Origin of the sequence: Shewanella sp. DAU305 (assembly GCF_026802235.1) — a bacterium.
GTDB lineage: Bacteria > Pseudomonadota > Gammaproteobacteria > Enterobacterales > Shewanellaceae > Shewanella > Shewanella baltica.
Genome location: NZ_CP113808.1, coordinates 3,463,870 through 3,486,055, shown reverse-complemented (window position 1 = coordinate 3,486,055; position 22,186 = coordinate 3,463,870). Strand labels below are relative to the sequence as shown.

The following is a 22,186-nucleotide window of genomic DNA, read 5'->3' as shown; positions in this document are numbered from 1 at the left end:
GTTACTCAAACCTTCACTAATAGTTCACAAATTAGTTCACAAATTTCTGTTTATCGGCATTGGTCGCGCCTTCTTGGCATTCACCACGAATTTCGCCTCGCCCGGGTTCGATAATCCGACTCAATTCGATATAACCTTCGCGGCAATAACCTGTCATTTCAAGGGTTTTCGTTAAACCTAATTCGACTTGTCGTCCCCAAACTTCTAATGAGTCCTGTAGATCTTGCATCGCGCGACGTTGTTCTCGGGGATCTTGCATGCTACGCACGCGGGCATCGTGCGGGAAAGGGCGGTCTGCATCACCCATATTAGATTTATCATCGACCAGCCGCGCTGTGTAGCTGAAGAGTTTAAGGCCATCGGCTTTAATGTCTGTGGTTAACTTATCCCGTAATTTTCCGGCAAGTTCACTAGGATCGATGGGGGCACTGCTACAGGCGATGAGCGAGAAACAACTTAAGATGGCAAGGCTGAGGTATCGAAGCGGCATAATCAAATTTAACTCTTAGGTTATTAACTGACAGCAGAATACCTTAATATGACCCTAAAGTTCATGGATTTATGGCATCTTGATGGACTGAGTGTGACTCTATTGGCGCAATGGATTAAGGATGGGCGATTAATGTTGGCGTTTTGGTCGAATAAATGGGCGCAAATCGAGTGGGATATGAGCCTAACTCAAGGCATATGCCTTATGCTCTTGGCGTTATGGATATATGCGATATGGCCAAAAGAAGAGTTAGCGCAGATCCGGCGGGATAAAAATCTGCAGTTACGCTTGTTACTGACGCTGGTGGGCGTTAATGCGCTGTGGTCGTTAAATGCCAGTATTCAAACTGGGTTGCATCTGCATTTTCTGGGAATAGTGACCTGTATGCTGATGTTCGGTTGGCGTCTTGCGACCGTGGCATTACTGTTGCCAAGCGCTTTTTTTAGTCTTTTTGTACTAAAACAGCCCGCTGATTTTGGGGCTTTTAGTCTATTCGCCATGGCTGTGCCGCTGTTCCTGTGTTTTATTTTATACAGTCGCAGTTACCATTTATTTCCTAAACACATTTTTGTGTTTATCTTCGTCGGCGGTTTTATAAATGCGGGCCTTTCAACTGTGTTTCATCAATTGAGTTGGGCGATGTGGTTGTGGTCTGCAGCGGATTACGATTGGAATGTGTTAGTGGATGACTACTTGATGCTAATCCCTTTGCTGGCGTTCCCCGAGGCATTGCTTAATGGTATGGCGGTAACGCTATTGGTGGTATATCAACCCCAGTGGTTATTTGATTATTCTGACCGTGAATATTTGTGGCGTAAGTAGATGTGATAAAAGAATGCGATAAAACAACGCAATAAAAGAACTGCGCCCGAAACCTTGGTATTTCAACGGAAAACCCATTGTAAAGTTCATTGGGAAGTCCATTGAAAAGTCGATTAAACAGTTCATTGGAAAGGTTACTGGGCGCACTTATTTGGATATTTACACAGACAGTTGCACCGCGATTTAGGCGAAGCGTTGGTTTAAGTAGTTAATGATTTCTTTAGATTCATACAACCACTGTACTTGGCCGTTTTCTTCAATACGCAGACAAGGCACTTGCTGTTTGCCACCTTGGGCGACGAGCTCATCTTTGTGTGGCGCTTTTTTAGCGTCGTGGGTCACTATGTTGAGTCCCTGACGGCGCATTGCACGGCGGACTTTTACGCAAAATGGGCAAGCTGGATACTGATACAGGGCCAATGCTTGAGTTTGAGTATCAATCTGTTGTTGCTCTGCCAGTGGACGTTGGCGCTTTTTAGGGCTAAATACGAAGTTTAAAAACAGAATGATCCTGCCTAAAATCCAGCGAATGATAAACATGTCAGTGACCTCAATGATAATGTGTGTTGAAAAGTGATTCGTGTGTCAATGGCGCCGTCGCAAATGTGCGACGAAACTGGGATTTAGCGATTCGTGCGTGCGATCCCAGTTGCATAAAGGCCGCAGAGTGTAACCTATGGCACAAAGCGCGGCCAACATTTTAGTGTGGATTAACAGGTAGAAGATTCTTTGGCGACAAGGACAGCGTTTTCGCTTAGCGGTAACAATTAGATATGCGCTTAGCTATACATTTAGGCATGCTCTTCACCATAAGAAAGAAGCCCGTTAAAGCTGAGCTTTAGCGGGCTTCTTTTATCGCAAAGATAGCAGCTGCTTGTGTTATTGCGGGGCTATTGCGCCTCTATTGCACATCTATGGTGAGGCTCACTTGGGCCACATTCTGGGTTAAACTCACTCGGCTTTCGAGCAAGAAGATCCGCTCTGGGGCAATCTCTTTCACGTCTACAAGGTAAGCTTTAACGGCTTTGGCTCTTTCTTGGGCCAAATTACCCAACATGCCATCGTTAACATTCTGCGCTTTTACCGACAGATTATATAAAGCGATATGCCAGCGGGTGGTGATTTCGTCATCGGAAAGCTGCGCGTCTTTGGCCTCTGCGATAACTGTGTCTTTTATTAGTGTCGGATCGGCTTTAACTTCCTGCTCATAGAGCTTCACTAGCACATCGGCTAGCGGCCCTTGGGTCGGGAATTGGCTTGGACTTAAATCATCAGGTAACGCACTGAACTCGATATTGGCTAACTTAGCCAATTTACGCTTCATGATACGCTCAGCAATGGCTTGGCTGTCATTGATGGCATCGACTTCCCCTTCAACGCTGAGCTTAAGCATAGGTCTGTCGAGTAAGGCGCTGGCGAGTTTGTCTAAACTTTTCTGCTCATCTTCACTTAGGCTGAATTGACCAGCGGCAAAGCTGATTTTGTCTAAGCTTTCGTCTGAACCTATCAGCCCCGCTAGGAAAGTGAAGGGCGCAGTGACGGCTTTAGTGATCACATTGGTAATCGCCGTCATTATGATGCTGCCGACACTAAAGCTGGGTGAGTCTAAATCGCCTGAGACCTCCATACCTAAATCAATCACGCCGTTACGGTCCTGTAGCAGCGCAATGGCGAGCGTGATAGGTAAGCTAGTGGCAAGGTCACTGTTACTGGGTTTACCGAGTTTCAGTTGATCTATGACTAGATGGTTATTGCCCTTGAGCTTGTTCTGATCGAGTTTGTAGTTCAGCGACAGTGATAACTGTCCCTTATCTATGTAGTAACCCGCATAGGTGCCTGAGTAAGGATTGACTGAGGTGAGCTCAACACTCTTGAAGACTAAATCGAGATCTAAATATGGCATGTCTAACAAAGGGTTAATATCGCCTTTTAGGGTTACAGGCGCGTACTTGTCTATCTTACCTTTGATATCGACCGAGGCTTTAGTGCCTGGCGTTGACGACAGGTGAGTGATATTGCCTTCAAGCAGCTCAATTCCCGAAGCAAAATTCGGAGTAAGTGAGTTATCGGCAAAGTAAGCCGAGCCTTGGCTAAAGCTAATTTTTTGAATATCGAGGCTCAGCTCTGGTGTTGCTGACTTGCTCGCCATTTGCGGCTCGGTTGCGGTTTGCTTAGCAGGGGGCGCGCTGTTCGTTGTCGCACTATTCGTTACTGAAGCTGCAATAGGCGCTTCGACGATAAGGTCGCTGATATTAGTGCTTCTATCTTTAGCTATCACCACTTTGGCGTAGGGTTGATTAAAGGCTAAGTGATCGATTTTGATTTGATTTTTTTGTTGGTCAAAATCCAGCTGATTGATATTCATCTTTTGCCATTTGACCAGCGGGGCATTACGCAATTTGTCATGAATGGCTAAATCATCGAGCTCAACACTGCCGCCGTAAATGGCTTTGCCCTTGGCATCAGCCGTGAGCTTACCTGCAGAGCTTAATAAACCACTCTTGAGCTGGATATTCACGTAGGGCGCAAGATACGGTTGGAACTGGATTAATGCGAGCTTATCGAGTTGAATATCGGCATCTATCGCTTCGCCTGTCACATCGATCTGGCCTTGAGAGCTTAAAGTACCTTTGTCATTAATGCTGAGTTGCAGCGCATAATCAATCGGCTCGGCCAAGGTGCTGGTGATAGTTTTTGTTGAAAAGTTAAGTGGATACACACGCCATTGCTGCGGTGTTGCCGTTAATTTTTGCTCCGATAGATTAAGATCGTAGTTTTCAATATTGAGCGCATCGAGTTGCACGAACCAAGTGTCAGTTGACGTCGTTACTGGTGTTTGCTTGATTGGCTGTTGAGGATCTGCCTCAGAAGCGACTTCTGCAGTGGCTTCATGAGTGGCATCAGCTGTGATGTTTGCGGCGGCCTCAGTATTTTGCTCCGTTTTATTGTTCTCGCTGGCCGTGACTAATTCGCTTTCTGTTGGTTTGTCTGTGGTCTCGCTTGCATCAGTTGCCATCTCAGCTATTTGAGGCTTTTCTTCCACTTGCGTGACTTGTACGCTCTCAACATTTTTGGCCTCTAGTGGCTTAGCATCTGCCGGCTTAGTTTCTATCGACTTAGCATCTATCGGCTTAGCATCGATGGAATTAGCAACTGGCGGCGCTGCACTTGTAGACGCACTGGCGGATTTAGGCATGAACAAGCTGGCGAGATCGAGTCCATCTTGATTCCAAATGGCGTTTACAGTGAGGCCATCACTGTGAAGCTTATTGATGTGCACTTGCTGCAGCTTTAGATCCATCGAAATACCGTCGAGGGCAAAGATTGGCAGCTTGACCACTGAGCGCTCTTGGTCGTTAAAGTTCAGTTTTTCAACAATAAACTGGCCATTGTTGCTGGTGACTTGTAACTCGCCATTCTCGGCAAGATCCACTTGATACTGAGTCTTGGCAGTGATTTGGCCATCGGTAAGTGCTGGCTTAAATTGATCGTCGATAAACCGCCACAGGGGTGTCAGTTTCAGTTTGGCGATGTGGACGTCACCTGCGATTTTTAATGGGAACAGTTGGAATTGCCCCTGCGAACTGATTTCACCAGCATGATCATCACTGAGTTGTATCACATAGTGATTGTGCTGAATTGGCATAACTTGGGAGCCAGAGCCAGTGTCAGAGGCTGATTGGGCGTTTGGTGTCGGGTTGGCTTCAGTCTTATTTGCTTTTGTGGCTGGTGCTACTGAGGCCGACAATGCCGACATCAAATATTCAGTATCGAGCTGACTGAGTTTTAAATTGATATTGGGATAATTAACTTGAGCATGGGTAATTTTGTCATCGAAGTTAAATTGCCCTGCATCTAATACAAATTGGCTGAGCAGGACACGAACGGGGGCGCTGGCTTCTGCGGGTGTTGTTTCTGTGCTCGCGGATGAATGCTCGTTCAAGGTCTGCAGAATATCGTCGAAGTTGAATCCAGCTTTGCCTTTTTTCTCCACGCGGATGATGTGTGCGTAGGGCGCTTGTATGTGTATGTTTTCGATAACGGCGGCGCGATTAAAAACAGATTGCCAAAAGTTCACTTCGAATTGGACTTGCGCTAAGCCTGCAAACGTTTTTTCGTCTTTTTCTTTAATGGCCAGTTGGTCGATTTCGACTTTGAAATTAAAGGGATTGATGCGGATATCCCCGAGGGTGACGGGACGGCCGAGTAAAGCAGAGAGTTTTTCGGGTGCCAGCGTGGTTATTGCATAGGGCAGGATTAAACCTAATGTGCAGACATAGCTAAGGTAGACGGCGGTGAGGTAAACAAGCACACGCAGGTACCTTGGGAGAGCAAAAAAAGTGTGTTTGAATTGCGATAGCTGGGTCAGCATTAATATCAAGGCTCCAATGCATAAGACAGGGAAAAACTGCCATAAGTGCGAACATTCTAGCGATTAACGCTAATGTTTCCAGAGATTATTTATATTTTATCAATGAAATCTTGGCATTACCCGACGACAACTTATTCCGAACCCCGTCTTTGCTGAGTGACAACCTATCTTCTACATTGATAGCTACATCTGTATCAACCTGCGGCGTATCCTTGAGTCGAAACTCATCATGTTCAGGTCAGTTTTTACATCAGCGTTTTAAATAGCTAATGGCCGCAATAATGGCGCCCTGTGGGTCTTTTATCCAACAAAAACGGCCCACTTCGGGAATATCTTCAGGGCCAAACAGAATATCGCCGCCGAGTTTTTTGGCACTGATAGCCACTTGATCCACATCGTTAACCGTAATATAGCCAGTCCAATGTGAGGGAAGGGTGGGGATTAAACTGTCGGTAATTCCGCCAATGCTGATCCCCTCGTTTTCAATAATGTGATAGTGACCGTGGGGCATTTTGACGGTTTTAAAGTGCCAGCCAAAAATCTCAGCATAGAAGCGCATGGCCTCTTCGGTATTATTGGTTGTGAGTTCATGCCAACTTAACGCCCCTGCAGTATTAAAAGCCGATTCCATAAGCGCATCCCTAATTTATTGTGGTTAACTTTTGTATTTGAGCCGATGTTCAGTGGCTGTGTTTAAGGCCCGTATTTAAGGCTTGTATTGAAGGCCTTTATTCAAGACTTGTGTTTAAGCCCTGAATTCTGAGTTTGTATGTTAGAAACCCTATTTCGGGTTTCTAACCCAAATTGAGTGTAGTTGAGGCCAGTTGATAATTCACAGGCAGTAAATTAAAATTTCTGCATTTTTGAGCTTGGTGAGCATTAAATTAACTTAATGTTCTACAAGGGGATTCACTTATTTTGCATAGGACTATCGGCCGTTAGCGGCTCTGTGACGTTGCGGCTTTAGCTATGAGCTGGATGCAGCTTGTCGCGCCAAGACTTAGCACTGAAAACAGATTTGGAAATGGGTTCGTTTACTGTGGTTTGAGTGTTAGACCTGACTCCCGTTAACTTGTTAATATAGGCCAGTTTTGCATCTTATCGATGCCACCTTAGGGGATACGAGATTGAATAAGAGTTTAGTAACAAATTTATTGGCGGCTGCTTTGGTGGTTGTGGGTTACCTGATGCATTCGGCAATTGTCCTGAATGTCGGATTGTTTGCCTTATCGGGTGCGATTACCAACTGGGTTGCGGTTTATATGTTGTTTGAGAAAGTCCCCGGACTCTATGGCTCGGGAGTCGTGCCTTCTCGTTTCGAAGAGTTTAAGGCGGGCATTGCTCATCTGATGATGAAGCAGTTTTTTACCACAGAAAATATCGACCGATTCCTATCTGAAAAAGAAGGGCTGAGTAAAATAGACTTGGCCCCCGTGATTGAGAAGGTCGATTTAGCGCCTTCTTTCGATGCCTTAATTAGCACAGTCGCGCAATCTTCCTTTGGCGGCATGTTGTCTATGTTCGGCGGTACGGATGCGTTATTACCGCTAAAAGAGCCGTTTATTGTGAAGATGAAAGCTTCTTTAGTTGAAATGGCGCAAAGTGATGCATTCCACGAGCTGTTGAAACAAGAAATCGAACAGCCAAATGTGATGGCCGATCTGCAAACTAAAATTGCCAACATAGTGGAACAAAGGTTAAACGAGCTGACACCGCAAATGGTGAAACAAATCGTTCAGGACATGATCCAAACGCATTTAGGTTGGTTAGTGATCTGGGGCGGGGTGTTTGGTGGTCTGATTGGACTTGTCGCAGCCTTAATCCAAGGTTAACCTGAGTTAAAGCCGCGAATAGAATGGGAGCTTTGGCTCCCATTTTTTATTCATGCATTTTGTGCCCATCATTTTGTCCCTCATTAAATAGCAAGGAAGTCTATGAACCTTCAACACAGCATCAATTATTTGGAAATCCCGAGCCGCGATATTGCGAGTTCTAAGGCCTTTTTTAGCCAGGTATTTGGCTGGACCTATGTCGATTACGGTCCTGAATACAGCTGCTTTATGGATGTCGGGATCACAGGTGGCTTCTATCAAGCCGAGGTGGATTTTACCCTCGCAAAAGGCTGCCCGCTGATTGTGATCTACAGCCAGAACTTAGAATTGACTCTGACGGCTGTCGTGGCCGCTGGCGGCGCTATTACGGCAGATATATTTAGTTTCCCCGGTGGTCGCCGATTCCACTTCACTGAACCCTGTGGCAATGAATATGCCGTCTGGTCAGAATGATCCTAATGCCAATCCTTGTATCCGCAATTGTTGTTTAGACCAGCAAGATATTTGCTTAGGTTGCTTTAGGCATCTTGATGAGATTTTAGCCTGGCGCGCTATGTCAGATGTGGAGCGGCAAGCTTGTTTTGCCAGAATGGCGCAGCGTAAAGCTGAGTCTCAGGCCAAAAGAAGCGGCGTAAATAGAACTCTGGATAGTGAGTAGCCTTGCATAATTGTGCTGAGGTTAACCATTTATGCCGAGTTAGCTTTCACATTTGAATACTCAGAGTTACGTTTAAGTACTAGCGTTTGCGTTTGAGCACTAGGCGTAACGTTTGAGGATTGGGTGTTAGGCATTAAAGTTCAATACAGCTACTTTGGCGTCAGCATTAGCGGGTGATCACTTGATGTTGAAGTATTAATCGAATAATCCAACGGCGAAATACGCATTAACGTATTTCGCCGTTAGCATTTTGAAGCACTCTTGGCATTTGAAGCAGAAGTTACACGGGATCGATGACTATGTGCTCAAGTTCGATGGCGGCAACGGTATGGAGTGCATCCATAGTCGCGCCGACCAAACTGATTTTTCCTTGAGATGATTCAATCAACACCGCACGGCTGATATCGCTAAATTCGCGATTATGGCGAACGAGATTTGACAAGGCCATCTGCATCGGCAGCATAGAAGGATTGAATGCCGCGTTCTCTGCATAGCGACCACAATAGGTTGCGCCATCGCGTGTTTCTAAAACCACGGCAGCAAAACTCTGTGTGTAAGGCGCGTAGCTTAAACCGGCATGATCTAAACCTTCGATGATCATAGGATCGGCACTATCTAAAGCAAATTCAGTTTGTTGCTTCGCCATTAAAGGCGAAGTGACATTTAAGTCTTTTGGGCCAAAGGCATAGGGTAAATAATAAGCCAGTGGATGGCTTTCCTGTGCGGGTAGATGAATGCTGATCTTACTTCCTTCAACCAGCTCATTCATAAATTGACGGCAATGGCCGCAAGGGCTGGCATTGACTATGATATCAACAATTTGGCTTTCACCGCTGAGCCATGCATGGCTGATAGCGCTTTGTTCTGCATGGACAGAATGAAACAGCGCTTCACCGGGTAATTCTAAGTTGGCACCCATGTAGATATCGCCACTTTTTCCTTTGGCAATCGCACCGACATAAAACTCACTGATAGGCGGTTTCGCCAGTGCAGCGGCTATCGGCAGCAGTGCCAGTAACACTTCTGCTTCGGTCATCTTGCTTGCACTTGTTAGTGTGGCAAGTTGCTGCGCATCTAAGTGTCCAGCAAAATTCTGGTGCAACATCGGAATGAGAGTATCGGCTAACGGCGTTGGCAGTTGGGTTATGCTACGAATGAATCTATCTTGCATTTCCCGATTCCTTATTTGTTAAGTTCATGGAAGAACATTCTAGTAATTTTGTTACAGCATAAATGCGAGTTAGCTCGCGTTTATACGCTGCAAATGTGTGTGTTCGATAGTAAACAATTTAAGTTATGCGCCTAATAGAGTGAGTCTATTCACGAATATAAACAAGCTTAAGACTATTAAATAAAAGACTTAAGCTTGAATTGATTAAACTTAAAGTTCACGCAAATAATGACAAAGGGCAGCCAGTAACTTCTGCTTAGTCTCATCCGCTTGCGTATCTTGCAGCAGATTTTCTAATTTAAGTACGTAGTCTTGATCGGCTAAGCGACTTTGACAGAATTCACGCCAGCGCTGTGACTCTTCGTAATCGAGTAGTTCAGGATAATTACGGGCGCGGTAACGAAACAGCATTTCAGGGATACGTGGATCATCAAACTGCAAGTCTAGCGCCGCTAAATTTTGCGGTAGGGTATGACGGATGATTTCCATTTTCGCTTTATCAGTTTGGCTAAAGAAACCACCTGAATACAGCATCAAATCGGGATCTGTGGTCGCTCTGCTGTCATCGTGCTCAAATAAGAGCGCCAGTTTTTCACGTAGTTCTGGGTGAAGTTTAAGGCGTTTATATTGCTCTCTGGCAAATTCTTTATCTATGCCTAAACGAGCGGCATGTTCATCGCTGAGGATTTTAGCCGAAGTGATAAAAGGGCACTTATTTAAATGAATTTGTTTTACCGCGATCGGTAATTCGTCTTCGGCAAGATCGGCTCTTGGCGTATACATACGCGTTTTAATTTGCTCGATATCTAGCTCAAAGAGTGGCGTTAAATCCATGGCTAAATTAACGCAAATAACTGCATTTTTATTGGTTGGATGGTGCGCCACGGGGGAAATCAACGTCGTACAACCATTGCGCGCACTGATCTTAGAGCTCACGTGTACTAACGGCTGCATATTGAGCACATCGATTTGATCGCTCACCGCTTGCTTACGGCGCAGGTCAAAATAGTACTGATATAACTTAGGTTGTTTCTCGCGAATGAGTTTTGCCATAGCGATGGTTGCATACACATCAGACATGGCATCATGGGCTTTCTCATGGCTTAAACCATTCGCTTGGGTCAAATGTTCTAGCTTAAAACTAGGAGATCCATCTTCCTTGGTTGGCCAATTGATCCCTTCGGGTCTAAATGCGTAACACGCGCGCACTAAATCGATGATATCCCAACGAGAGTTGCCATTTTGCCATTCACGGGCATAGGGATCGATAAAATTTCTATAAAAGCCGTAACGGGTCACTTCATCATCAAAACGCAGTGAGTTGTAGCCCGCGACACAGGTGTTTGGCTGGCTAAACAGTGCTTGAATACGCCCCATAAACTCAGTTTCAGGGATGCCTTTTAAATTGGCTAACTGCGGCGTGATTCCTGTGATCAATATCGCTTCTGGTGACGGCAAATAATCAGGGGCTTGCTTGCAATAAAATATCTCAGGCTCGCCGATAATATTGAGCTCTAAATCCGTGCGAATACCGGCAAATTGCGAGGGTCTGTCTTTCGCCGGGTTAGCCCCAAAGGTTTCGTAGTCGTGCCAAAATATGCTTGGCTGAGAATGATTAGACATAAATTAAATTCAAATGACAGTTTGTCGAATAATAACATCTTAACACCGAAATTCCCCGAATGAACATTTACACCACTAAGATGATTAAGCCATTATCTTGAAAATATAACGGCTTAATAGGTGATCTTCATTAAGATTCGACGGTACAATCGCGGCTGAACAGGGGAATAATGTCTTATGTATCATCAATTTCTAAATGAGCCTATGGTGCTTGATGCTGAAAAGGCGTCGATACTCACGTTGCGGTTACCCGACGATATCAGTGATTTTATTGTGTTACAGGCGATCAGTGCGCCTTTGCTAGAGGTCGTCGTTATTGCTGAAGCCGGAACCCCGCAAAATATTGCTATCCGCTTTCAACCGTTTATGGGTCTTAAGGTTGAATCATTACCGCAAAGTGCACAGGCCTTTAATACACCGATTACTCGGAGCCTTGGGCAAGGTTTTCGGCTTTATACGCGTATGGGCACTGCTGCAAAATTTTGCGCAGCAGAATTGCGACGGGGCGTATCTTTTACTTTAGATATGGCTAATCGTTTAGGCGCAGAGAATTGCTTAACCTTTGCCTTACAAGCTGATTCAAAGTTTGAGTTAGTGCCTTTAGAAGCCGATTTACGTGTCTTACATGAGCCTAAAGCGTTGATGGTCGCCAAAGCGCTGTTAGCAAGACAATACGACTATGCCGCATCGTCAGAATCCCTTGCTATTTACATGACCGAAATCGAGCAAGTTAGGTTAGAATTACAAGCATTTTTACGCGGGGAGCTTGGCCAATGTCACGCTAGCCTTGCCGACGAGGTATTAAGGCTCGATCCCTTGTTACTTCAGAAACAACAGTGGTTATTTAGAACCTATACCCATATGTTTGAGCGTCCCAATTACAACCGCGCCGCTAATGATGTTGATAACACAGATAAGTTATTAAGAAAATTAGAGTGTTATGAGTTGCTTGCCCCACCTGAACTGATCCAGATGGTTGATCGATTGATGGAAGACGAAACGTAAACCTTTCTTGCCAAAATTTAGTTAAACGATAAGAGTCCACTATGCATTATTTATGTCCCCTGTGTTCCGCGCCGCTGACGTTAACGGATCGAACTTGGGGTTGTCCACAGCAACATAAGTTTGATATGGCCAAAGAGGGCTATGTCAACTTATTGCCCGTACAGAAGAAAAACTCAAAAGATCCTGGCGATAACAAGCAGATGATGTTTGCTCGGCGTGAATTTCTAAACGAAGGCTACTATCAAGATTTGAGTGATAGAGTGAATGCACTCGCGCTCGAATTTGGTGCTGAAGCAAAGCAGATCCTCGATATAGGCTGTGGGGAAGGGTACTACAGCCAGCGTTTATTCAATGTGTTGAGCCAGCACCATGATTGTGATTTACAAGGCATAGATATTTCTAAGTCAGCAATTAAATATGCGGCTAAACGCTACACCAATTTAGCATTTTGTGTGGCAAGTGCCTATGAGATGCCCATCGCCTCTCAAAGTGTCGATCTTGCCATTCGCATTTATGCACCTTCCAAAGTTGAAGAGTTACAACGCATTATGGCCGATTGTGGTATCTTGATCACAGTCTCTCCCGGACCTTCACATCACTTCGCCTTGAAGCAACAGATTTATGCTGAGCCTAGATTACATCCCGTATCAGCAGCGCATATTCCCGGATTTGAGTGCCTGCATCAGGAACGCTTAATTTCTCAACTTGAACTGACAAAAAGTGAACATATTGCTCATTTTTTAGAAATGACGCCTTACGCTTGGAAGTTTACCGATGAGCAAAAGCAAGCATTTGCTCTGCAAGGACTGAGTTGTGAATTGGATTTCCAAATTGAAGTGCATCGCATTTCAAGATAAGCGATAAGATTAAGCTATTGAAATAAATTATTTAAAATGTTTAACTATACTTGCTAAGCAGCATGAACTGAGTGTTCAGCTAGCCGGTTGCAAAACCGCAAAGTAGATTTAGGCAAAATAAATAATCCAAAGTGTCGCAGCGTGTTGACTTATCTTTAGAATGGTTTATAGTCTTATCAGCTTGAAGGTTGGGCTTATATTTATGTGTTCAATACGACCAGTTCGTCCTGTAAACATAAGTAATACCGGCATTTTCCAGCTCCACCGCCGTTAAGGCTTTAATTTTTTATTTACAGGATTTATATTATGTCTCAAGTTACTGGTGTTGTTAAGTGGTTCAACTCTGACAAAGGTTTCGGATTCATTGAGCAAGAATCTGGTCCAGACGTATTCGTACATTTCCGTGCGATCAACTCTGACGGTTTCAAAACTCTTGATGAAGGCCAAAAAGTGTCTTTCACTGTGACTCAAGGTCAAAAAGGTCCACAAGCTGAAAACGTAACTATCGTTGGTTAATTTTCGGTGCTGTTAGCCTAGAGCTGATAGCAATGGATTAAAGGGCTATGGTTTATTCCATGGCTCTTTTTATTTGTGTGAAATTTAAAATATCCTTTTAGGTTAGATGCTCTTCTAGAGTGGGTAGTCTTCTAAGAAAGTAAGAAAGTAAGAAAGTAAAATATATAGTCGCTAGATGCATGAGCTTAAGTTGCTCAACCGTTTTCTTAGCCTACCGTATTAATTTAACTGCTAGTTCCCGCTTCCAGATTTCCTCTTCATCTCCAAAACACCTCATTTTCGAGAGTTAATCTTCAATAAAGCTTCCTCGATTCATCCACCATGTTTTTGCTTCAGTGATATTAAAGGTTTTTACCTCTCAACACAGTATTTAGCCATAGCGTAACTTAACTCTCTAGGCCGACAGCGTGTGCATCCCATCACTTTTTTGTTGTATGAATCTGGAGGATCAGAAGCAGCAGGGCACTATTAACGCTTTGAAGTCTGCTTATGCAGCACTGTGTTCATTGGTAACATGCCTAACTACAACTCTCGCCATGGCTAAACCAGAATTCAGATAATTACTGCTAAAATCGTGTGGGATGGATTATAGATTGATATGACTCAGCTTTTTGCCATTCATTGATTGGCGTTGAGTCGATAAAAAAGCCTGAATATTGCTATTCAGGCTTTTTGTATTTCTTATGGAAGCTCACACATTGCTAATGAAACATTGCTTACGAATCCAGCTTATCATCGGCCACTTTATAGTGAGGATCATCGAGTTGATTCACTTCGACAAGATTTCCCGCTTTATGCAGCAGTGCTTTACAGTCAGCGCTTAAGTGGATCAAGTGCAACTTCTTACCCGCATTAACATAACGTTCAGCGAGCGTGTCTATTGCTTCCAATGCGGAATGATCGGCAACCCGAGAGTTCTTAAAGTCGATAACCACATCTTGTGGATCTTTTGATGGGTCAAATAGCTCGAGGAAGTTCGCAATTGAGCCAAAAAACAATGGGCCATTGAGTTTATAGACTTTCCAGCCTTGCTCATTCTGCTCTTCCGTCACATTAATATGCTTGGCATGTTCCCAGGCAAAGACTAAGGCTGAAACGATTACGCCGACAAATACCGCAAATGCCAGATCGGTAAATATGGTTACCGTCGTCACTAGCACGATAACGAAAGCATCATGTTTCGGGACTTTACCCATAAACTTAAAGCTTGCCCATTCAAAGGTGCCGAGCACAACGATAAACATCACCCCAACTAGCGCCGCAAGTGGGATTATCTCAATAAATGAAGCGCCAAATAAGATAAAGGTAAGCAGCGCGATTGCGGCTGTAATTCCTGATAATCGGCCGCGTCCACCCGAGTTAATGTTAATCATCGATTGACCTATCATGGCACAACCACCCATAGCACCGAAGAAGCCGCTGGTGATGTTTCCAAGACCTTGGCCGACGCATTCTTTGTTGCTGCGACCACGGGTATTGGTCATCTCATCTATCACAGTTAATGTCAGCAGTGATTCGATAAGACCAACAGCCGCTAAGATGCAGGAGTAGGGCAGGATGATATATAAGGTTTCAAGATTAAAAGGCACAGAGGGAATAGCAAAGCTAGGTAATGAACCCGCTATCGTCGCATTATCGTTACCACTCATGGTTTTTAGGAAGTCGAGGACATTACGAGTATCAAGATCGAGTCCGACGACAATTGCCGTCACAGTGAGGATTGCGACTAGTGATGAAGGCACTGCTGTGGTGATCTTAGGCAAAAAATAAATTATCGCCATCGTCAGTGCCACTAAGCCTAACATCAGCATTAATGGTTCTTGTGGCAACCAGACTAAGTTTCCGCTGGCATCCTTGACCTTAAACTGACCTAGCTGGGCGAGGAAAATCACAATCGCCAGACCATTCACAAAGCCAATCATGACGGGATAGGGCACAATCCGAATAAATTTACCGAGTTTACATACCCCGGCTGAGATCTGGATGAGTCCCGCTAAGACTACGGCAGCAAATAAATATTGGACACCGTGCTCAACGACCAAAGACACCATGACGACGGCCATAGCGCCTGTCGCGCCTGAAATCATGCCTGGGCGGCCACCAATCAGTGCCGTGATAAGTCCCATGATAAAGGCGGCATAAAGTCCAACCATAGGCTCTACATGGGCGACAAAGGCAAATGCGACCGCTTCTGGGATAAGCGCAAGTGCAACTGTTAGCCCTGAAAGCACATCGGCTTTATGGCTAGACGTTTTGTGGCGAATGAGATCAAACATTGAACCTCTGTTATTAAGTTGTTGTGTGGATAAAAATAAGGCGCGAATACTAACAAAAAAATGGATTGAGCTAAACCTTAAATATAGTGTGAGTTTTACGATAGAAATAAAAAAGCCATGCAATTGCATTAATGCCGTTCACTTAAGAGTGAACGGCATTTTTCTTTGGTCTAACCGGAAACTTGTTTTTGCTCATTTTAAGGACTCGTGGATAAGCCCTTTCCCGTTTACCATCCAACTTAAATTGCCGTGCATTGCGTTCTATATCCAATACGTCTCTCGGGACATTCCCCGGTGTTTGTGATGGCAGTTGCGTCAACTTGAAGATGATATAACTCGCCGCATCCCTAAAACTCAGTTGATTAGGATGGACCGATGGCAAGCTTTTAGCCATCAGCAACATCTTATATCTAATGAGATTGTAGGCCAGTAGCACGCCCCACAACTCTTGAATCACCAGCTCCGGTAGTTGACTGCGTAGCGTAAAACGACTCTCCAACAGATGTTGTTTCATCTCTCTGTAGCCCAGTTCGATTTCCCATCGATGGGCATATAAGTCGACGATGTCTTCGCTGGGGTAACGCATCGGATCAGTCAACGAGGTCAAAATGGCGACTGACTTACCTTTCACTGTCTTAGTGAGTAAACGCGCTTCAAGGGTATCAGGGAGCTGCGGCCATTTCTTTCTGGCTTGAGGCGTGGTGGTGAGTTTCACCCACTGGTCATGTTTTCCCAATGTTCGAACCACCTCATATTGAGTGCCTTTCTTCAATGGCAACAGCCAGTGGCTATCAGGTTGCGCTTGCTTCCAAGCGTGCAGAAGGCCGAGCGAGTAAAATCCTCGGTCAAATAGGGTTAGGCTGTGATTGGGAATGCTAGGAATGAGCTGAGATGCTAAGTTCATTTCATTTTCGGCAACCGAATCAAAGGCGCTGTTGACCAACAAATGGCTGCTTAACTCCATCAAGCAAACCATGCGAATTTGCGGATAAGCCGCTTCGCCGGAAGCGTTTGCGATGCGCGCAAAGGCGGCTTGATTTTGGACACTATCGAGTGTCCGCCACACTACACCGTCAACACCATACAAGTTAAGACCGCACCAATGAGGATGTTCAGCTCTCGCGTGCCAGGTATTAGCGCTGCGACTAAACACTTCTCGAATAACCTCACTGCCCAATCGTTTTCGAGCCTGAGTCACGGCGCTGCGTGCAACATAATCAATCTCTTGCGGCAAAACAATGTCGAGTTTGTTGATGAGTGACCGAACAGACTCTCCTCGAAACAAAGCCATTCCGATAACGGCCCAAATCATCGCATCCATCGGCAATTTACGCCGTCTTAACGTCGCAACGCCCTGAGAGTCCAAACAAGATTGAATTAACTCAGGTTCTAACACATCAGCTAAGCAGGTAAATTCAGTTAGGCGGGTAATATGAGTGCGAGCGAGTGCTTCTGAGAGTTGCATAAAAAAATCCGATGACATGAGGTCATCGGATTTTGATCTTTTCAGCGAGATCGTCAAGCGATCTGTCTTAACTGATCGGCATTATGCAATTGCATGGCTTTTTCTGACTAACCTAAGTGGTTATGGACGAGCCATATCCGACTCTGCACCGTTAGCGAGTTTGATTTTGGCGGTCGGCTCTTCGGTCGCAGTATTTTCATACTCGCGTCCTTTAGGCACAGCCACTTGCTCTCTCACTTCAACAACTGGTTTGGTCATATCCGAAGACACCATAGAGCCAAAACGGCTGGCAGCTTTCGGCTTGTTGACAACAACCGCATCAACCGAATCGGTGATTTGCGAATTAACTGTCGTTGGGGCCGCTTGCACTGTTGTTTGAGGTTTAGCGATAGCAGCAGGTTTTGCCATTGGGGCAGAGGCTGTTGCTTTAACCGCTTCTTTAACTTCAACACTCGGTGCAACGCTTGGCTCTTCAGCAGTTTCAGTCTTAGGCGCTTCAACTTTAGCCGCTTCAACTTTTGGCGCAGCTGGTGTAACCGCTGGGCTTTCAACTACAGGAGCTTTAACCGCTTCGACTTCAGCTGCAACGTTAGCGACGGGAGCCCCAACGACTGGCGCAACGTCAACTTTCACTTCAACCGCTTTTGGCGCTTTCGCTTCAGTAGCTTTAGTCTCAACTGGCTTAGCTTCAACTGGCTGAGTTTCGACAGCTGTAACGTCATTTGCTAGCGTTTCAACTTTCGCTTCAGCTTTAACGACAGCAGGAGCTTCAACAACAGGTGCTTCGCTTGCTTGTGCCGTTTCTACTTCAACGGATTTAGCCGTTGCTTGAGTTTCAGCCACTGCATCTGTTTTAGTTGCGACGACTGGCGCTTCTACACGCACACTGGCGACTTCGCTTGGATACTCTTGGTCAGCACCTAATTCGTCATTTGGAACGAATTGCGCTGGCGTTGATGTACCTTGGTCATCTTCATCACGACGACGACGTTGACCCGCTGCACGAAGGTGACGTGGGCTACGACGGCTACGACGTTGACCATCTCTTTGCTCGCGTTTTGCTTGATCGTCAGCAGTTTCGCTTTCAGCATCGACCGGTTCGTTATCTTGCGATACCGCATCCGCTGGTGCTGCAAATTCAGCTGTAACAACTTCAGCCTGTTCTTCAGTCTTAACTGCATCAACCGCTGGGGTTTCAGCTGCCGCAGAACTCACCGCTTTCTCTTCTATTGCAACATTTTCAGCCGCTTCTTGAGCAGGTGCCGCTTCTTTACGAGGCTGACGACGTGTTCTTGGTGCTTTAGTTTCTGCAGGTGCTTGGGCTACTTCAGCTTTAGTGTCAACACTGATAGTGCTCGCAGCTGCGGCGTTAATGGCTGCAATTTCAGCTAATACTTCAGCAGCATCTTCTGGTGCAATTGGGATCGCATTATCTGGCGTGTTGTGGCCATTATCGATACGCACCTTACGGCGCATGTTACGACGTTGACGGCGTTCACGGGCGACTTCTTGCTTAGGTGCATCGGCTTCAACGTCGGCAACCACGTCTTTTAGCGCTTGCACACGTGGCTTAGGTTCCGCTTTCGCTGGACGCTTAGCTTCTTCCTTCTCGCGAACTGGGCGCTCTTGAGTGCTTGTGTTTACCGCGGCATCAGCTGGTTTTTTCGGATTACGGCTGCGTGGCTCACGAGTGCCTTCTTTTGCTTTGTCAGCATCTTGGGCATTACGTGGGCGGCGAGTATCGTTGCGACGGTTACGGCGGTTGGCGTTAGCAGCACTGGTGTCGGCTGTTTTAGTTTCAACAACTTTTACGGGTTCTGCTTTTTCGCTTGGCGCAAACATAGCGCTGACTGCACTCACTAGCTTGCTGAAGAAGCCAGGTTGTGGCGCTTCAACTTTCACCGTTGGTGATGGCGCTTGTTCCACTTTCTGTGGTGCGGCAAAACCTTTTAATGCAGGAATAGGCGCTGCGGTACGTTCCAGTTTACGTGGCTCATACAATTTGGCATCAGGCTGCTCGATACGCTTATAGCTAGACTCGCTGATTTCATCATCACTACGGTGACGGATCACGCGGTAATCTGGCGTCATCATGTGCGCATCAGGTATCACATACACTTCGACATCGTGACGTTGTTCTGTAATGCGAATGGCTTTGCGTTTCTCGTTCAACAAGAAAGCCGCCACATCCACAGGCACAATCGCTTCGATTTGTGAGGTGTTCTCTTTGATGGCTTCTTCTTCCATCAAACGTAAAATCGACAGTGCTAAAGATTCAGTACTGCGAATCGTGCCTTGGCCATGACAACGAGGGCAGATGTGCGCAGCAGATTCTTCTAAAGAAGGACGCAGACGCTGACGCGACATTTCCATCAAACCAAAACGCGAGATGCGACCTAACTGCACGCGAGCGCGGTCATGGTGCACAGCATCACGTAAGCGGTTTTCAACTTCACGCTGATGGCGCACAGGCGTCATATCGATAAAGTCGATAACCACTAAGCCACCTAAGTCACGTAGACGTAATTGACGGGCAATTTCATCGGCGGCTTCTAGGTTAGTGTTCAGTGCTGTCTCTTCAATATCGCCGCCTTTAGTGGCACGGGCAGAGTTGATATCGATTGAGGTTAAAGCTTCAGTTGGGTCGATAACAATCGAACCGCCAGATGGCAGACGCACTTCACGTTGGAAGGCTGATTCGATTTGTGATTCGATTTGGAAGTGAGTGAATAACGGCACTTCAGCTTCGTAAAGTTTTACGCGCTCAACGAAATCTGGGCGAACTAAGGCGATATGTTGCTTAGCTTCTTCGAAAATACGTGGATGGTCGATGAGGATCTCGCCCACATCACGACGTAAGTAGTCACGAATAGCGCGCACGATCACGTTGCTTTCTTGGTGAATTAAGAAAGGAGCGCCTTTAACCTGTGAAGCTTCGGTGATTGCTGCCCAGTGGTGCTGCAGAACTTTTAAGTCCCACTTTAACTCGGCAGACTCTTTGCCAACACCGGCAGTACGTACGATAAGACCCATGCCCGCTGGCACTTCCAAATCGGCCATCGCTTCTTTTAGCTCAGTGCGCTCATCACCTTCGATACGACGAGAAATTCCGCCTGCACGTGGGTTGTTTGGCATTAATACTAAGTAAGAGCCTGCTAGGCTGATGAAGGTCGTTAAGGCTGCGCCTTTATTGCCGCGTTCTTCTTTATCAATCTGGACAATAACTTCTTGTCCTTCACTGACAACTTCTTTGATATTTGGGCGACCTTGGAACGAATATCCTTTCGGGAAATATTCTCTGGCGATTTCTTTCAGTGGCAAAAAGCCGTGACGATCAGCACCGTAGTCGACGAAAGCGGCTTCTAAAGACGGTTCTACGCGGGTAATTTTACCTTTGTAAATGTTTGATTTTTTTTGCTCATGACCTGGACTTTCAATATCTAGATCATACAGTTGTTGCCCATCAACAAGGGCAACACGCAACTCTTCTGATTGAGTTGCATTGATTAACATACGTTTCATGATGACGTCATTCTTCTTTAAATAGAGGTCATCAAACATCGCGCTTCGCTGCATTACGGGCCTAGCAGTAGGTCAACTGAGCCTCACGGCTGGTGGCTAGGCAAGAGGTGCGCATTGCTGTTAGACGCAGTCGCTGCGTGTCGCATCCTATTTATGGCTTATTTTTTAATGATTACAAAAACAAGGAATTCGTTGTAAAACATCAACCAACCCCATAAATTCTTTAGTTTCTTTCCGGTAATGCCCAAGTCGAATCGGTTTGTCTGACGACAAGTTAAAATATCCTTCGAAATCGGGGAGGAAAATCTAGGGTAAACCTTATTAAAGTAAGGCGACTTTCTCGATTTAATCGTAAAAAACGCATTTATGGTATTTTTACTTATTATACGATTCGCAAATCAATGACTTGCTATCAAGAAAATGTTTTTTTATCCGTTAAATTTTCCGCTTGGGATCGGGGCGTTGTGAACACTTTATTCACGGCTTATCCCTAATCGCTGGTGAAATATAGCAATAATCAAAAAATTCAGCAATGGAAAGGCACAATTCTTCTCAGTTGTTGTACAATGGCGGCCGTTATAATTAGATGGCGCATCATGAATATAGAATCCACCCCACAACAGGTTCAGTTGATCACGATTGATGAAGATCACTTCGAACAGCGTATCGATAACTACTTAATGACCAAGCTGAAGGGCGTGCCGAAAAGCATGATCTATCGCATTGTCCGCAAGGGCGAGGTTCGAGTGAATAAGAAACGCATTAAACCCGAGTACAAGTTGCAGATTGGCGACATAGTGCGTATTCCGCCTGTCCGAGTGGCAGAGCCAGATAATCGTACCGCACCATCGCCTAACTTAAGCAAAGTCTCGCAACTCGAAGACCGTATTTTGCACGAAGACAATCATTTGATCGTGCTGAATAAACCTGCTGGTATTGCTGTGCATGGTGGTAGTGGAGTCGATTATGGGGTGATTGAGGCATTGCGTTCACTGCGTCCTCAACAAAAGTTTTTAGAGCTAGTACATCGTCTCGATAAAGATACTTCGGGTGTGTTGTTGGTGGCGAAAAAGCGTAGCGCGCTTAAACATCTGCATGATCAGCTCAGATATAAAAAGATGCAGAAAGACTATTTGGCTTTAGTGAAAGGTGAATGGTCTGCTCAAGATAAAGCCGTTAAACAGCCTTTATTAAAAATCACCCTTAAATCCGGTGAGCGCATAGTGCGTGTTAATGAGGAAGGTAAGCCTTCTGAAACGCGCTTTAAAATTATGCAGCGTTACCAAGGTTGTACTCTCGTGAAGGCAAGCCCTGTCACTGGACGTACTCACCAAATTCGGGTGCATTGCCAATTTGCGGGTCATCCTATCGCCTGTGATGATAAATATAGCGAGCAAGGGTTTGACGACAGCATGCGGTCATTAGGCTTAACTCGACTCTTTTTACATGCGGCTGAGTTGATGTTCATTCATCCTGAAAATGATGAAGTGATGCGGGTCTCTGCGCCCTTAGATGAAAACTTGTCGCAATTATTAGATAAGTTAAAGCGTGTGTAATCGACGGGGATAGGTTTCAAG

Annotated in this window: 17 protein-coding genes; 8 read left to right on the top strand and 9 right to left on the bottom strand. The window is 45.5% G+C overall.

Going from position 1 to position 22,186, the window contains the following annotated elements; genetic code table 11:
• Positions 1-31: 31 nt before the first annotated feature.
• A complete protein-coding gene (locus tag OX890_RS14710) occupies positions 32-490 on the bottom strand; it encodes a hypothetical protein (protein ID WP_268649458.1) in 459 nt (152 codons plus the stop codon).
• A gap of 132 nt (positions 491-622) precedes the next feature.
• Between OX890_RS14710 and OX890_RS14705 the strand changes: the two genes are divergently transcribed.
• Positions 623-1,312 (top strand): energy-coupling factor ABC transporter permease, encoded by a 690-nt coding sequence (locus OX890_RS14705; RefSeq protein ID WP_268650616.1) that lies wholly within the window; start codon positions 623-625, stop codon positions 1,310-1,312.
• 183 nt (positions 1,313-1,495) lie between these two features.
• Here OX890_RS14705 and OX890_RS14700 read toward each other — a convergent pair whose 3' ends face one another.
• The 3 genes from OX890_RS14700 to OX890_RS14690 form a co-directional block, all read right to left on the bottom strand.
• Positions 1,496-1,852 carry a glutathione S-transferase N-terminal domain-containing protein gene (locus tag OX890_RS14700; protein ID WP_268649457.1) on the bottom strand — a complete coding sequence of 119 codons (357 nt, stop codon included), beginning with the start codon at positions 1,850-1,852 and terminating at the stop codon, positions 1,496-1,498.
• A gap of 361 nt (positions 1,853-2,213) precedes the next feature.
• Positions 2,214-5,684 (bottom strand): DUF748 domain-containing protein, encoded by a 3,471-nt coding sequence (locus tag OX890_RS14695; RefSeq protein ID WP_268649456.1) that lies wholly within the window; start codon positions 5,682-5,684, stop codon positions 2,214-2,216.
• A gap of 250 nt (positions 5,685-5,934) precedes the next feature.
• Complete coding sequence (locus tag OX890_RS14690) at positions 5,935-6,315, bottom strand: VOC family protein (RefSeq protein ID WP_006087440.1); 381 nt, start codon at positions 6,313-6,315, stop codon at positions 5,935-5,937.
• 496 nt (positions 6,316-6,811) lie between these two features.
• Between OX890_RS14690 and OX890_RS14685 the strand changes: the two genes are divergently transcribed.
• The 3 genes from OX890_RS14685 (at position 6,812) to OX890_RS14675 (ending at position 8,174) form a co-directional block, all read left to right on the top strand.
• A complete protein-coding gene (locus tag OX890_RS14685; protein WP_037391578.1) occupies positions 6,812-7,516 on the top strand; it encodes a hypothetical protein in 705 nt (234 codons plus the stop codon).
• Between the two features lie 102 nt (positions 7,517-7,618).
• Entirely contained in the window at positions 7,619-7,969 is a 351-nt protein-coding gene (locus OX890_RS14680; protein WP_107404793.1) for a VOC family protein, read from the top strand.
• Positions 7,944-8,174 carry a DUF1289 domain-containing protein gene (locus OX890_RS14675; protein WP_011846519.1) on the top strand — a complete coding sequence of 77 codons (231 nt, stop codon included), beginning with the start codon at positions 7,944-7,946 and terminating at the stop codon, positions 8,172-8,174. The genes OX890_RS14680 and OX890_RS14675 overlap by 26 nt, the downstream gene beginning before the upstream one ends.
• A gap of 280 nt (positions 8,175-8,454) precedes the next feature.
• Here OX890_RS14675 and cdd read toward each other — a convergent pair whose 3' ends face one another.
• Both cdd and sbcB read right to left on the bottom strand, forming a co-directional pair.
• Positions 8,455-9,345: a cytidine deaminase gene (cdd, locus tag OX890_RS14670; protein WP_268649455.1), complete on the bottom strand. Its 891-nt coding sequence runs from the start codon at positions 9,343-9,345 to the stop codon at positions 8,455-8,457.
• Positions 9,346-9,555: 210 nt separating this feature from the next.
• On the bottom strand, positions 9,556-10,968 hold the full coding sequence (gene sbcB, locus OX890_RS14665; protein WP_268649454.1) for an exodeoxyribonuclease I: 1,413 nt from the start codon (positions 10,966-10,968) through the stop codon (positions 9,556-9,558).
• 177 nt (positions 10,969-11,145) lie between these two features.
• Between sbcB and OX890_RS14660 the strand changes: the two genes are divergently transcribed.
• The 3 genes from OX890_RS14660 (at position 11,146) to OX890_RS14650 (ending at position 13,346) form a co-directional block, all read left to right on the top strand.
• The gene (locus OX890_RS14660; protein ID WP_259581559.1) at positions 11,146-11,973 is read left to right on the top strand and encodes a hypothetical protein; all 828 of its coding nucleotides are present in this window, start codon (positions 11,146-11,148) and stop codon (positions 11,971-11,973) included.
• 41 nt (positions 11,974-12,014) lie between these two features.
• Positions 12,015-12,830 carry a 23S rRNA (guanine(745)-N(1))-methyltransferase gene (gene rlmA, locus OX890_RS14655; RefSeq protein ID WP_259581561.1) on the top strand — a complete coding sequence of 272 codons (816 nt, stop codon included), beginning with the start codon at positions 12,015-12,017 and terminating at the stop codon, positions 12,828-12,830.
• Between the two features lie 306 nt (positions 12,831-13,136).
• The gene (locus tag OX890_RS14650; RefSeq protein ID WP_006081219.1) at positions 13,137-13,346 is read left to right on the top strand and encodes a cold-shock protein; all 210 of its coding nucleotides are present in this window, start codon (positions 13,137-13,139) and stop codon (positions 13,344-13,346) included.
• Between the two features lie 716 nt (positions 13,347-14,062).
• On the opposite strand, the gene OX890_RS14645 is transcribed toward OX890_RS14650, so the two are convergent.
• The 3 genes from OX890_RS14645 to rne form a co-directional block, all read right to left on the bottom strand.
• On the bottom strand, positions 14,063-15,622 hold the full coding sequence (locus OX890_RS14645; RefSeq protein ID WP_268649453.1) for a SulP family inorganic anion transporter: 1,560 nt from the start codon (positions 15,620-15,622) through the stop codon (positions 14,063-14,065).
• A 142-nt stretch (positions 15,623-15,764) separates the two neighbouring features.
• Positions 15,765-17,087 carry an IS4-like element ISSba6 family transposase gene (locus OX890_RS14640; RefSeq protein ID WP_268649452.1) on the bottom strand — a complete coding sequence of 441 codons (1,323 nt, stop codon included), beginning with the start codon at positions 17,085-17,087 and terminating at the stop codon, positions 15,765-15,767.
• A gap of 120 nt (positions 17,088-17,207) precedes the next feature.
• A complete protein-coding gene (gene rne, locus OX890_RS14635) occupies positions 17,208-20,663 on the bottom strand; it encodes a ribonuclease E (protein ID WP_268649451.1) in 3,456 nt (1,151 codons plus the stop codon).
• A 542-nt stretch (positions 20,664-21,205) separates the two neighbouring features.
• Between rne and rluC the strand changes: the two genes are divergently transcribed.
• Positions 21,206-22,165, top strand: a complete 960-nt coding sequence (rluC, locus tag OX890_RS14630; RefSeq protein WP_268649450.1) for a 23S rRNA pseudouridine(955/2504/2580) synthase RluC — start codon at positions 21,206-21,208, stop codon at positions 22,163-22,165.
• Positions 22,166-22,186: the final 21 nt, after the last annotated feature.